Below are 13,120 nucleotides of genomic sequence, written 5' to 3'. Positions count from 1 at the left end.
ATGGTGATGCTGCTGCTCCTGGGCGTCGTCCTCATCGTCTCGGCGCTGGTGCTGCTAGCCGCTGCCACGACCACCGACGCCGAGGCGAGCGGGGTCGGTCGTTCCTTGGCGGTCCTGCAGGCGATGACCGACGCCCCCAAGGAGCTGACCACCGAGGTCGACCGCCCGTTCTCCGAGCGGGTGCTCGAGCCGCTGCAGGCCAGGGCCCTGGGTGTGGGTCGCCGGCTGTCGGGGGGCGACTCGGCCGACCGGATCCGCCGCAAGCTCGACCTGGCCGGCAACCCCGCCGGATGGGACGTCGACCGGGTCGTCTCCGGCAAGGTCATCGGCGCCGTCGCTGGTCTGGCTGCCGGACTCGTGCTGGGGCTGCTGCTCGGCCTGTCCACGCCCGCGCTGGTGGCAGCGGTGGCGGCAGGGCTGGCGCTGGGCTTCCTCGCGCCCGGGCTGTACCTCTACCAGCAGGCCTACGACCGCACCCAGCGCATCACCAAGGACCTGCCCGACGCGATCGACCTGATGACCATCAGTGTCGAGTCGGGTCTTGGATTCGACGCCGCGGTGCAGCAGGTGGCCCGTAACACTCAGGGGCCGGTAGCCGACGAGTTCGCCCGGGTGCTGCGCGAGATGCAGATCGGGCAGGGGCGCTCCGCCGCGCTGCGCGCGATGGCCGATCGCACCGACGTCGCCGACCTCAAGTCCTTCGTCAGCGCGATGGTGCAGGCCGACTCGTTCGGCATCCCGGTGGCTCAGGTGCTGCGGGTGCAGGGCGGCGAGATGCGGGTCAAGCGGCGACAGCGCGCGGAGGAGAAGGCCCAGCAGGTGCCGGTGAAGATCACCGTGCCGCTGATCTTCTTCATCCTGCCGTGCCTGTTCGTGGCGGTGATGGGCCCTGCCGCGATAAGCATCATGGACGGCGGTCTGGGATGATCCCACCGTGCTCCTAGCCCATCGTCAGGCCCTACGCATCAACGCCGCCGCCCGCGCCTTCGTGCTGCTGGCCATCGGCGGACCGCTGCTCTGGGGGCGCGACCGCGAAGGGTTGGTAGGCCTCAGCGTGCTGGGGGCGCTCTGGATCGCACTCTTCCTGATCGAGCGCCGATCACAGAGGCACCCAATCGTTCTGACCGTGGTCGAGGCGACGGCGGTGACCATTACCTGTCTGCTCGCGCTTGGCGACTCGCCTGCCATCCTTGGCGCACTGGCGGCGCCTCCTTTCGTTGCCGGGCTGCGCTGCGGCGCCCGGGGGGTGCTGACGGCACTCGGCATCGTCGTCGCTGCTGCGGGGCTGGTGCTGGGTTTGACGCAGGTGACGCTCGATCAGGACGAATTGCTCGCCGCGTTCACCTGGCTGACCATGGGGTTGGGACTGGGGATGGTTGCCTCCTTCCTGCGCTCCGCCCTCAGCGAGCCAGACCCGCTGTTGCCCTACCGACACGCCAGCGAGCTGCTGCACGAGCTCAACCAGCTCTCCGAGGGGCTCAGCTCGGGATTGGAACCACGCAGCCTAGGCGGCGCCATCCTCAGCGCGGTCCGAGACGAGCTGCCGACCGCCGACCTGGTGCTCTACGTCGGCGACGACGAGCTGACGCCGTTGCTGAGCCGTACGCTCGACGACTCAGGCTCGGCCCACACCGCGTTGCTGGCGCGGCTGGCGCAGCGCTCGGGCAGGCTCGAGACCGACGGCCAGAGCTTCGCGTTCCCGCTGCGGCCTGAGTCGCCCCAGCCCGGTATCGTCGCCGGCGTCTTCTCCGACCGGCTCGACCCGGGCGCGCTCGACCTGCCACGCACGGTGCGTCGGCTGACCCGTCAGCTCGAGGTCAGCACCGTGCACCTCGAGACCGCGCTGCTCTTCACCGCCTTCCGCGACGCCGCGACCGCCGACGAGCGCCGTCGGCTCTCCCGCGAGATGCACGACGGCGTGGCGCAGGAGATCGCCTCGCTCGGCTACCTGGTCGACGCGCTGGCCGCCGGCGCCACCTCGCCCGAGCAGGCCGACCGCTTCGCGATGCTGCGCGAGCGGGTCACCGAGGTCGTCGCCGAGGTGCGCCGCTCGGTCATCACCCTGCGCACCACCGTCGGCGAGAGCGAGAGCCTCGGCGCCGCCATCGGCTCGCTGGCCCGCAACCTCAGCCAGCTCTCCGGCGTGGTCATCGAGGTCACTCTCGACGAGAAGTCCCAGCGGCTGCGCGGCGAGGTCGAGGCCGAGCTCTTCCGGATCACCCAGGAGGCGCTCAACAACGCCGTCAAGCACGCCCAGTGCACGCTGATCCGGGTGCACTGCCACGTCGACGCTCCTGCCGCCAGCATCGCTGTGACCGACAACGGACGCGGCCTCGGCGACATCGGGCTGCCGCTCGACGCGCGCGCCGACTCCTACGGCCTGGGCATCATGCGCGAGCGGGCCGCCCTGATCGGCGCCCAGCTCGACATCGAGGAGCCGCCCGGCGGCGGGCTGCGGGTGGCGGTCGCGGTACCGTCCGGTCACCGGGCCCCCACCCCCGGGCACGAGAGCGAGTCCCCCCGAGAGGTCCAGGTGACGACATGAGCGAGTCGCAGACGAGGGTGATGCTGGTCGACGACCACCAGCTGATCCGCGACGGCCTCGGCGGCGTCTTCGAGATGCACGCCGACATGACGGTCGTCGGCACGGCCGGCTCCGTCACCGAGGCCCTCGCCCTCTTCGCCGAGCACCGCCCCGAGGTTGTGGTCACCGACCTCCAGCTCCAGGACGGCACCGGCCTCGACATCGTGCGCGCCCTGCGTCGCGACCACCCCGAGGTCGGGCTGGTGGTGCTGACCATGCACTCCGGCGACGACCAGATCTTCGCTGCCATGGAGGCCGGCGCCTCCGGGTTCGTCGGCAAGGACGCCCCCTCCGACGAGGTGGTCAAGGCCGCCCGCCACGCCAAGGTGTCACCTCGCTCTTTCATCTGCTCGGGTCTCGTCGGCGCGATGATGCGCCGCGGGGCCGCGGAGTCGTCGCGACTGACCGACCGCGAGCACGAGGTGCTGGTGCTGCTCGCCGACGGGCTGGGTGCAGCGGCCATCGGCGACAAGCTCTACATGAGCGAGTCGACCGCCAAGTCGCACATCGCCAAGATCTACCAGAAGCTCGGTGCCGCCAACCGGGCCCAGGCCCTGGTGACTGCCATGCGGGTCGGACTGCTGTCCTCGGTTCAGCGCAACCCGAGGTAGCGCTGGCCTGGCGCGACGCGGCGTAGTCCGAATGGACTACGCCGACCGCGCACCTTCTCCCGATCCGCGACAGGTCCTTCCTCGGCATCCTTGAGGCATCAGGTCCCACCCCCTGTCCGGGACCGACTGATTCGAGGGAGATCAGCATGATTCAGTTTCTTATGACCATGATTGCCGGCCAGAAGGCCAAGATGGACGAGCGCGGCGCCTCCGCCGTCGAGTACGGCCTTCTTGTCGCGGGTATCGCGGCGGTCATCGTCGCTATCGTCATCACGCTCGGCGGGCAGATCAATGACGCCTTCACCGACACCAGCGACCAGATCGACGGCATCGGCGGCACCGCCGGCTGATAATCCCTTCCACAACCGCTCAGTTCGTGGCGCTCGTTAAGCGGTCGTGTAAGGGCGGATGGCTGTAGAACCACACAGCGTAGATAGTTGATGGATTGGGATCGCTCAACGACCGCACCGCCAACTGACGCTGCAGCTCGACGAAGCCCTCCGGGTCCCCCGTGGCCCGGAGGGCTTCAACGTCTGCTCGGGTCTCCACGGTCCGGCTGATGCCGTTCTGGATCGGCGCGGCGAGCACCGTCCCGATCGCCAGCATCGCCAGCACGAGCGGCAAGGTGCCCGCCTGCCGGACGTCTCGCCGGCGCAGCAGCACCCCGGCCAGGCCCACCGCGGCCGCCACGCCCACCGCGCCCAGCACCGAGCCGACGAGCACGTCGTCGTGCTTGGCGTGCACCAGCTCGTGTGCGACCACCGACAGTGCCTGGTCCTCGGGCAGGTCGCGCACCAGCGTGTCGTAGAGCACCACCCGGCGGGTCTGGCCGAAGCCGGAGACGTAGGCGTTGAGGGTCGTCGTACGCCGTGACGCGTCGGCGACGAGCACCTCGTCGACCTCGACCCCCTCGGTCTCGGCCAGTGCCAGCACGCTGCTGCGCAGCGACCCGTTCTCAAGCGGTTCGAAGTCGTTGAAGAGCGGTTCGACGAGCAGCGGGTAGACGAACGAGCCGAGGAGCACGAGCACGCCGAGCACTCCCCCGGCCACCGCGGGCCAGCGCCGCGGGAAGCGCCGCGCGCAGACCATCAGCGCCAGCAGCCCCAGCGAGGTCACGACCACGGTCAGCCCCTCGCGGACCGCGAGGTCGCGGGCGAAGCCCCACCACGACTGGGTGGACAGCCCCTCCTCCAGGACGCGCCGACGCACCAGCACCGCGAAGGGCAGGGTGAGCACCCGACCGGCCACCTCGAGCAGCGCCACGACGAGCACCACCTGCGCCCACCAGGGTCCAGGCAGCCGCGCCACCAGCCGCCGGCCGAGCGAGGTGAACCCCGCGACCGCCGCCACCAACAGCGACAGGCCGAGCGACGAGAGGCTCCAGGTGCGCACCCAGTCGGAGAAGGACTCGGCACGCGCGATGTGGGCGGCGGTGAAGTAGTCCTCCGGGTCGACCGGGTCGGGGCGGCCGCCCGGCACCGGGTCCCAGGGCACCAGCCACCAGGCCAGCAGCGCGAAGAGGGACCCCGCGACCAGCAGCACCAGCCACGCCGTCCGCGTGTGCGCGCCCTGCCGGTGCTCGCCGGCCCGCTCCTGCTCGGTCACGCCGCGTCCGCCTGCTCGGCGAGCGAGCGCATCGCGTCACGCCAGCGCGCGACCAGCTCGTCACGGCTGAGGCCGACGACGTCGCGCAGTGCCGCATCGAGGTCGTCGCCGGCCCCGACCGACCGGTAGAGCTCGACGAGCGCGTCCTCGCCGCCCGCGCGGGCCAGCTCGCGGGTGGCCAGCCAGGCGGCCTCGTACGACGCCCCGAGGTACGGCGCCCCCACGCCGAGCTCGGCGGGGCCGGGCAGGTCGTCGGGCAGCCCGTTCTCCTGCACCTGATCGGCGAGCTGTGCGGCCACCTCGGTGTCGGGCAGGTCGACGTCGCGCAGGGCCACGTAGTCGGCGAACCCCTCCACCAGCCACAGCGGGGCCCGGCTCATCGGTGCGTCGCTCAGCGCGTGCGCCGCCTCGTGGCTCATCACCACCTGGGCCCCGACCTGTTTGAGCCGGCCCATCTCCGACGGGTTGACCAGCACGTGCAGCGGCCCTGCCTCCCGGACCTCGCCGTCGGGGCTGGTCGTCACCGCCGCGATGTCGGCGTAGGTGCCCTCGTCGGCGTCGAGCGCGGCGTCGAGGCCGGCGGCGGTGCGCGGGACCTCGACCACCAGCCGGCGCTCGACCTCGGGCAGCACCTCGCGGACCACCGGCAGCGCTAGGCGGGCCAGGCGGTCGTAGCGGGCCAGGTCGCGCTGGCTGCCGGCCACGGCCACCACCCGTGAGTCCGTACGCCGCACCCGCAGGTCGTCGCTCAGCCACAGCGGGGCGCGGCCCCCGGCGGCCCCGGCCGCGGTGACGGCGACCCTGTCGCCGGTCGGCTCGGTGACGTTGCGCAGCGCGAAGAGCACCTCGCTGCGCGCCGGCGCGGGGTCGAAGCCGGCGATCTGCCAGGTCACGTCGACGACGGCCTGCCAGGCGCCGGTCGGGTCGGTGCCGCCGTCCTGGTCGACGTAGCGCAGCGTGACGCCCTCGAGGCCCAGGTCCTCGGCGTTCTCGACCACGGCGCGCAGCCGGTCCGCTGCGTCGGCGTCGCCGCTCGGGGCGAGCGCGGCGGCGGCGGCGGCGTCACCGCGCTCGATCGCGGCCTCGAGGTCGGCGAGCGCCAGCGCCGCCTGGCCGGGGCGCGCGGTCGGGGCCGCGCTGCCGCCGGGCGTGGCGACGTACGGGTCGTCGAGGGCGCGCCAGGCGAGCCCGACCACGACCAGCAGCAGGGACAGCGAGAGGCCGACCACCCACCATCGTGGGCGACCGGCCTCTCGGCGTGCGGTGCTGGCCAGCGGATCAGCCGGGTCGGGTGGCCCCGACGAGGGGCATCGAGCGGACGCCGGTGATCTGGACACCGGTGCTGGGGTTGGCGGCGTGCACGATCTGGCCGTTGCCGATGTAGATGCCGACGTGGCTGATCGGGCTGTAGTAGTAGACCAGGTCGCCGGGCTGCAGCGCCGAGGTCGAGACCTTGGTGCCGCCGCCGTACTGGGCGCTCGAGGAGTGCGGCAGCGAGACGCCGGCCTGGCGCCAGGCCATCATCGTCAGGCCCGAGCAGTCGAAGGAGCTGGGGCCGGCGGCGCCGTAGACGTAGCTCTTGCCGACCTGGGCCAGCGCGTACTGCACCGCGGCCGCGGCGCGGCCCGAGGCGGGCACGGAGACCGGCGCGGTCTCGGTGCGCGAGGCGTCGCGCGAGACGACCGCCTCGCGGGCCTCGGTCTCCAGGCGCGAGAGCAGCGCCTCGGCCTCGTCGACCTTCTCGTCGATGGTCGCCTTCTCCTCGGCGAGCTCGGCCTCGACGTCGGCGAGCTCGGCGGCCTGGGCCGCGGTCGCCTGACGACGGATGTCGAGGGCCTTGACCTCGGTGGAGTAGGTGTCGAAGAGCTGGTCCTGCAGGCCGTCGTAGGCGCTCAGGGTCGACATCTGGGCCAGGAAGGCGCTGGGGTCGTCGGCGACGACGACCCGGCCGACGGCCGAGAGGTTCTGGCCCTGGTAGGTGCGCACGATCGAGTCGCGCACCTGCTCGCGGACCGCGCTCATCTGCTCGTCCTGGCGCTCCTGGTCGGCGCGCACGGCGTCGAGCTCGCGCTGGAGCTCCTCGAGCTCGATGCGGGCGTCGTTGTGGCGCTCCGAGGCCTGCTCGGCCTCGTGGTAGAGCCGGTCGACGCGTGCCTGCACGTCGTCGATGTCGGGCTCGGCCAGGGCCGGGCTGGCGGGGACGAAGGCCACCGCTCCGACGAGCAGGGCACCGGCGAAGGCCGTGGTCAGGCGCTTGTGACCGTGAAGCACGAGTGGGCGGTCTCCCTCAGCTATCGACGTCTGCCGGGTGAGCAGGAGGGTGCGACCCCACGACCGATGGTTCCCCGGCTCCGGGGTGCGGGCACCCCGGACTCGACGCGGTGTCCGCGCGGACCAGGACGATCCACTCCCACGGACACCAGCCATGGACGGTAATCGCTGCACGGCGCCGAGGCCAATCATGCGGCGCGCGTCGAACCACAAATTGTGTATCTGCGCGCCTCAGGAGCCACTCACGTCACAGGGACCCCACAGGACACGGCCGGCGAGCCCCTGGACCAGTCAGGCCGACTCGGCCTCGGGGCCGGTGACCGGCTCCACCAGCCGCAGCGGCGGCACCAGGCCGCCGGCGGCCAGCGCGTCGAGCGCCCGCCTCTCGTCGTCGTCGATGGTCAGCTCGGGCGGCGGCCCCAGCAGCACGGTGACCACGCAGTCGTGGCAGGACAGGCCTCGCACCACACAGGTGTCGCAGTCGATTCTCGTCGTCATGGGCGTGACGTTGGCAGGGCCCACCGACAACCGGCCCCCGGACGGGCTCGCCGCGGCGTGTCGCGCCGCCGGTCGGGCCGCCGGTCGGCCGCCCGCTCAGCGCGCCAGCAGGTCCAGCAGCACCCGCGAGCCCACGTGCCGCACACCCCGGCCGCGGGTCCGGGCGCGCAGCTCCTGGTCGTCGGTGACCACGAGGACCACGCGCCCCTCGGGCTCGGCGGCGACCAGGTCCTCGATGACGCGGTCGGCGATGACGCCGTACGGGCTGAAGAGCACCTTGACGCCCCGCGGCGCCGACACAGCCGGGCGCAGGTCGACCTCGGCGGCGTCGAAGACGACGGTGGTCTCCGCGCGCGTGCGCGCCGCCAGCGGCGCCAGGAGCGCCAGCAGCCGGGTGCGCTGGGTCTCCAACGACGAGGACGACCAGACCGCCTTGCTGACGTTGTAGCCGTCGACGACCAGCCGCGCGTGCGGCAGCGAGAGGTGCTGCTCGAGCACCGACGCGGTGATCGGGGGGCTGGAGGTGCGGCCCGAGGCGTCGTCGCGCGCCGCGTCGTCCTCGACCTGCTGCTCGACCGACTCCCCCGGCGAGGTCGACCCGGTCGGCAGGCCCAGCTCGCGGCGCAGCCCGGACGCCGCGTCGATGACCGTCTCGAGCAGCACCCGCGCCCGCGCGCTGGCGTCCTCGCGCTCGGTGCGCCCGGCGCGCCGCTGCGACTGCGCCTGGGCCTCCAGCTCCTCGACGCGGGCCCGGAGCCGGCGCAGCTCCTTGTCCTGGGCGGTCAGCGCCGCCTGCTCGCGGGCGCGGGCCTGCTCGACCTCGCCCTGCGCGCGCTCCAGCTCCTCGCGGGCGGTGCGCTCGGCGGCGCGGGTCTCGCCCAGCCGGCGGCGCAGCGAGGCGATCTCCGACTTCTGCTCCTCCACCTGGGCGCGGTACGACGCCCGCGCCTCGCGCAGCGCCTGCTCGGCCTGCTCGGCGCGCTCGCCCAACCGGGTCTCGCGCGCCCGCTCGGCGCTCTCCTCGCGGGCGGCCACGGTGCTGACGGCGTCGTCGAGGCGCCGGGTCCAGCCGCGGGGGCGCAGCAGCCAGCCGAGCGCCGCGTCCTCGAGCGCGTCACCCGAGCCGCCCTCGCGCAGCGCCTGCACCTCGGCGGCGCGCTGGGTCGCGACCTGGTGGGCGGCGCGCTCTCGCAGGTCGGGGTCGGCCAGCGCGGCCGCGATCGCCGTACCGCCCAGCCGGGCGCGGCGCGCCGGCGCGAAGCCCGCCACCCGGCGCAGGGCCGGCGGCAGGCCGCTCACCTCGGGCAGCACCGCGGCGACGATGCCCACGACCCGGGTGCGCACCGCGACCGGGAGGGCGTCCAGCGCGACGTCCGCCTCGCCGCCCTCATCGTGGTCGACGTGGTCGCCGTCCCCGGCAGCCGGGCCGACGGCGCGCTCGTGCTCGCCCACGCCGCCTCCTCGCTCGCTGGTTGGGGACCGGTCCTCACGTCCGCCGGTCGCTCCCGGCTCCACCCTATGGGCGCGCGCCTACCGCACGCTGTCGGTGCCGCCACCTAGCGTCACTCCCATGAGCAGGGCCAGCGCGCAGACCGTCACCAGCACCCCTCCGGGGGCGGTCCAGCGCGAGGCCCAGCTGAGCTTCGACGAGCTCGGCCGGCCGCTGCGCGACCTCACCTTCTGCGTGGTCGATCTCGAGACGACCGGCGGGTCGGCGGCCCAGGGTTCGATGATCACCGAGATCGGGGCGGTCAAGGTGCGCGGCGGGGAGGTGCTCGGGGAGTTCCAGACCCTGGTCAACCCGCACACCACGATCCCACCGTTCATCTCGGTGCTCACCGGCATCACCAACTCGATGGTCGCCGACTCCCCCGGCATCGAGTCAGCCCTGCCGGCCTTCCTGGAGTTCGCGGCCGGCTGCGTCCTGGTGGCCCACAACGCCCCCTTCGACGTCGGCTTCCTGCAGCACTTCGCCGCCGAGCAGCAGCGGCCCTGGCCGCGCTTCGAGGTCGTCGACACCGCCAAGATCGCGCGCCGCGTCATCACCCGCGACGACGCCCCCAACTGCAAGCTGTCCTCGCTGGCGCGGCTCTTCGGGGCCGAGACCACGCCCAACCACCGCGCCCTGGCTGACGCGCGCGCGACCGTCGACGTGCTCCACGGGCTCTTCGGGCGACTGGGCAGCGTCGGTGTGCAGACCCTCGAGGAGCTGCAGACGTTCTCGGCGCGGGTCAGTGCCGCCCAGCGCAAGAAGCGCCACCTGGCCGAGCAGCTGCCGCACGCCCCCGGCGTCTACCTCTTCCGCGACGACCACGAGCGGGTGCTCTACGTCGGCACCTCGCGCGACCTGCGCACCCGCGTGCGCTCCTACTTCACCGCCTCCGAGACCCGCTCGCGGATGGGCGAGATGGTGCGCCTGGCCGACCGCGTCGACCACGTCGAGTGCGCCACCCCGCTCGAGGCGCAGGTGCGCGAGCTGCGGCTGATCGCCGAGCACAAGCCGCGCTACAACCGCCGCTCGCGCTTCCCCGAGAAGATGCACTTCATCAAGCTGACCCGCGAGCCGTGGCCACGGCTCTCGCTGGTGACGCGGGTGCTCGAGGACGACGCCGACTACCTGGGCCCCTTCTCCTCCAAGCGCGCCGCCGAGAGCTGCCTCTCGGCGCTCCACGAGACCTTCCCGGTGCGCCAGTGCACCGACCGGCTGGCGCGGCGCCCGTCGCGCAGCGCCTGCGTGCTGGCCGAGATGGGCAAGTGCCTCGCGCCCTGCGACGGCAGCGTCGACGAGGCGTCGTACGCCGCCCTGGTGCGCCAGCTGCGCGACGCGCTGCTGCGCCGCCCCGACGACGTGGTCGAGACGATCAACCACCGCATGGGCCTGCTGGCCGCCGAGGAGCGCTTCGAGGAGGCCGGCGCCCACCGCGACCGGCTCGCCTCCTTCGTGCGCGCGGCCGCCCGCACCCAGCGGCTCGGCGCGCTGACCGGCTGCCCCGAGGTGGTGGCCGCACGCCGCGAGGACGACGGTCGCTGGGCGGTCCACGTGGTGCGCCACGGCCGGCTGGCCGCCGCGGGCGTGATCCCGTCCGGGCACGACGCCCACGCCTACGTCGCCCAGCTGCGCGCCGCGGCCGAGACGGTGCGGCCCGCGCCGGGTCCGGTGCCGGCGGCCAGCGCCGAGGAGACCGAGAAGATCCTGCGCTGGCTGGAGTCCGACCACGTCCGGCTGGTCGAGGTGACCGGCGAGTGGGCCTGCCCGGTGGCCGGCGCGACCCGCCACCTCGCCGTGCACGACGCGGTGGCGCAGTCGCGGCGCGAGCTGACGCCCGCCGCCGAGCGCCGTCCGCTCGCCACCTCGCGACGCCCCCGCGTCGAGGCGCTACCGTGACTGCCGTGATCACCGCCATCGTCTTCGTCAAGGCCGACGTCGCCCGCATCCCCGAGGTGGCCGAGCAGATCGCCGCCCTCGACGGCGTCTCGGAGGTCTACTCCGTCACCGGCCAGATCGACCTCATCGCCCTGGTCCGGGTCCGCGACCACGACGAGGTCGCCTCGGTCGTCGCCGACACGCTCAACAAGGTGCCCGGCGTGACCTCGACCGAGACCCACATCGCCTTCCGGGCCTACTCCCGCCACGACCTCGAGAGCGCCTTCTCCCTCGGTCTCGACTGAGGTCGGTCGTGGACCTCCTGGCCGAGCACTGGCTCGACGTCCTCGGGTGGGGCGGCAGCGCGCTGCTGGTCTTCTCGTTGATGCAGCAGCGGGTGCTGCGCTTCCGGGTGCTCAACCTGGCGGCCGGCCTGGCCCTGCTGCTGTTCAACGCGCTGATCGAGGTCTGGCCGATGGTCGGGCTCAACGCGGTCACCAGCGCGATCAACGTCTGGTTCCTCCTCAAGCTGGTGGGCCAGCGCCACGACGACCACGTCTTCGAGGTGCTCGAGGTCGGCGCCGACGACGTCTACCTCCACCACGTGCTGCGCACCCACCGCGCCGACATCGCCCGCTTCCAGCCCGACTTCGACGGCCGCCCCGACCCGGTCGACGACCACGCGTTCCTGGTGCAGCGCGGCGACGAGACCGTCGGTGTCGTGGTGGTGCGCCGGGAGGGCGACGTGGCCCACGTGCGCCTCGACTACGTCACCCCGCGCTTCCGCGACTTCACCCCCGGCGAGTTCGTGTGGCGCCGCAGCGACGCGCTGCGCGAGCTCGGCTTCACCCGCGTCGTCACCGCCCCCCGCATGGTCGGCGCCTACTACGACCACCTGGGCTTCCGCCGCGACGGCGAGGCCTACGTGCTCGACCTCGCGCCCAGCTGACCACCACGCCGAGACGTCGCAAATGTCGCGCTGAGGCGTCGCACATCTCGCAGTGAGCCGACCCGATCCGACCCCGTCGTACGCACCCAGGTGCGCCGGGCGGTGAGTGGGACATCTAAGCCGGGTCAGCGCGAGATCCGCGCCGGGTCAGCGCGAGATCTGCGCCGGGTCAGTGTGAGGTTTGCGCCGGGTCGGTGTGAGATTTGCGCCGGGTCAGCGCGAGACCTCGACCCAGCGCTGCAGGGTCGAGGCGGCGGCGCCGGAGTCGACCGACTCGGCGGCGCGCCGGATGCCGGCGGCCAGGGCCGTCAGCGGGTCGGCGGCCGGCTCGTCGTGCACGGCCAGGGCGGCGCCGGCGTTGAGCAGCACCGCCTCGCGCACGGGTCCGCGCTCCCCCGCCAGCACCCGTCGTACGACGTCGGCGTTGTGGGCCGCGTCGCCGCCGCGCAGGTCGTCGGTGGTCGCCGGGGCCAGGCCGAGCGCGGCCGGGTCGACGGTGGCCTCGCGGACCTCGCCGTCGTGGACGACCCACAGCGAGGAGGTGGTGGTCGTGGTCAGCTCGTCGAGCCCGTCGTCGCCGCGGAAGACCCACGCGTCGACGCCGCGGCGGGCGAAGACGCCGGCCATCAGGGGCGGCTTGCCTGCGTAGGCGCAGCCGATGGCCTGGGCCGCGGGGCGCGAGGGGTTGGCGAGCGGGCCGAGCAGGTTGAAGGTGGTGCCGATGCCCAGCTCGCGGCGCGGCACCGCGGCGTGGCGCAGCGCCGGGTGGAAGGCGGAGGCGAAGCAGAAGGTGATGCCGGCCTCCTGGGCGACCTCGGCCACCCGCGCGGGCGGCAGGTCGAGGCGCACGCCGAGCACCTCGAGCACGTCGGCCGTGCCGGAGGTCGAGGAGGCCGAGCGGTTGCCGTGCTTGACGACGCGGGCCCCGGCGCCGGCGGCCACGATCGCCGCCATCGTGGAGATGTTGACCGACATCGACCGGTCACCGCCGGTGCCGACCACGTCGAGGTTGCGCCCGGGCACGCTCAGCGGTGTGGCGACGGCGTACATCGCCTCGACCAGCCCGAGGACCTCCTCGATGCTCTCGCCCTTGGCGCGCAGCGCGACGGCGAAGCCGGCGACCTGGGCGTCGGTGGCCTGCCCGGCGAGGATCTCGCCCATCGCCCAGCCGGTCTGCTCGGCGGAGAGGTCCTCCCCGGCGACCAGGGCGCCGAGCACCTCGGGCCAGCTGGCCACGC

13 protein-coding genes are annotated in these 13,120 nt (G+C 73.4%); 7 read left to right on the top strand and 6 right to left on the bottom strand.

The genetic code is table 11. The features are described 5' to 3' along the window. From H0S66_RS14845 to H0S66_RS14830, 4 genes are all read left to right on the top strand, one after another. Entirely contained in the window at positions 1-927 is a 927-nt protein-coding gene (locus H0S66_RS14845; RefSeq protein ID WP_179616062.1) for a type II secretion system F family protein, read from the top strand. Between the two features lie 379 nt (positions 928-1,306). After that, entirely contained in the window at positions 1,307-2,545 is a 1,239-nt protein-coding gene (locus H0S66_RS14840; protein ID WP_179616061.1) for a sensor histidine kinase, read from the top strand. Further along, positions 2,542-3,195, top strand: a complete 654-nt coding sequence (locus H0S66_RS14835) for a response regulator transcription factor (protein ID WP_179616060.1) — start codon at positions 2,542-2,544, stop codon at positions 3,193-3,195. Before H0S66_RS14840 ends, H0S66_RS14835 begins: the two co-directional genes overlap by 4 nt. Positions 3,196-3,341: 146 nt before the next feature. After that, a complete protein-coding gene (locus H0S66_RS14830; RefSeq protein ID WP_179616059.1) occupies positions 3,342-3,545 on the top strand; it encodes a Flp family type IVb pilin in 204 nt (67 codons plus the stop codon). A 19-nt stretch (positions 3,546-3,564) separates the two neighbouring features. Here the strand turns inward: H0S66_RS14830 and H0S66_RS14825 are convergent, their stop codons facing one another. The 5 genes from H0S66_RS14825 to H0S66_RS14805 form a co-directional block, all read right to left on the bottom strand. After that, positions 3,565-4,800, bottom strand: coding sequence for a M48 family metalloprotease (locus H0S66_RS14825; protein ID WP_179616058.1), 1,236 nt, complete (start codon positions 4,798-4,800; stop codon positions 3,565-3,567). Then, the gene (locus tag H0S66_RS14820) at positions 4,797-6,029 is read right to left on the bottom strand and encodes a hypothetical protein (protein WP_179616057.1); all 1,233 of its coding nucleotides are present in this window, start codon (positions 6,027-6,029) and stop codon (positions 4,797-4,799) included. Before H0S66_RS14820 ends, H0S66_RS14825 begins: the two co-directional genes overlap by 4 nt. A 49-nt stretch (positions 6,030-6,078) precedes the next feature. Beyond that, positions 6,079-7,071 (bottom strand): C40 family peptidase, encoded by a 993-nt coding sequence (locus H0S66_RS14815; protein ID WP_258016938.1) that lies wholly within the window; start codon positions 7,069-7,071, stop codon positions 6,079-6,081. 291 nt (positions 7,072-7,362) lie between these two features. Continuing rightward, positions 7,363-7,569 carry a hypothetical protein gene (locus H0S66_RS14810; RefSeq protein ID WP_179616055.1) on the bottom strand — a complete coding sequence of 69 codons (207 nt, stop codon included), beginning with the start codon at positions 7,567-7,569 and terminating at the stop codon, positions 7,363-7,365. A 96-nt stretch (positions 7,570-7,665) separates the two neighbouring features. Beyond that, the gene (locus H0S66_RS14805) at positions 7,666-9,021 is read right to left on the bottom strand and encodes an NYN domain-containing protein (RefSeq protein ID WP_179616054.1); all 1,356 of its coding nucleotides are present in this window, start codon (positions 9,019-9,021) and stop codon (positions 7,666-7,668) included. Between the two features lie 118 nt (positions 9,022-9,139). On the opposite strand from H0S66_RS14805, the gene H0S66_RS14800 reads away from it, so the two are divergent. From H0S66_RS14800 to H0S66_RS14790, 3 genes are read left to right on the top strand one after another with little or no spacing between them, the layout of a single operon-like run. Next, positions 9,140-10,954: a DEDD exonuclease domain-containing protein gene (locus H0S66_RS14800; RefSeq protein WP_179616053.1), complete on the top strand. Its 1,815-nt coding sequence runs from the start codon at positions 9,140-9,142 to the stop codon at positions 10,952-10,954. Between the two features lie 5 nt (positions 10,955-10,959). Further along, the gene (locus H0S66_RS14795) at positions 10,960-11,238 is read left to right on the top strand and encodes an Lrp/AsnC family transcriptional regulator (protein ID WP_179616052.1); all 279 of its coding nucleotides are present in this window, start codon (positions 10,960-10,962) and stop codon (positions 11,236-11,238) included. Positions 11,239-11,246: 8 nt separating this feature from the next. After that, on the top strand, positions 11,247-11,882 hold the full coding sequence (locus tag H0S66_RS14790) for a hypothetical protein (protein WP_219633579.1): 636 nt from the start codon (positions 11,247-11,249) through the stop codon (positions 11,880-11,882). Positions 11,883-12,095: 213 nt separating this feature from the next. On the opposite strand, the gene trpD is transcribed toward H0S66_RS14790, so the two are convergent. Then, a complete protein-coding gene (trpD, locus tag H0S66_RS14785; RefSeq protein ID WP_179616051.1) occupies positions 12,096-13,118 on the bottom strand; it encodes an anthranilate phosphoribosyltransferase in 1,023 nt (340 codons plus the stop codon). Between the last annotated feature and the right edge of the window lie 2 nt (positions 13,119-13,120).

It is taken from the genome of Nocardioides marinisabuli, from assembly GCF_013466785.1.
GTDB classification, from domain to species: Bacteria; Actinomycetota; Actinomycetes; order Propionibacteriales; family Nocardioidaceae; genus Nocardioides; species Nocardioides marinisabuli.
The sequence above is the reverse complement of the archived record's forward strand: the minus strand, read 5'-3'. Positions and strand labels throughout refer to the sequence as shown.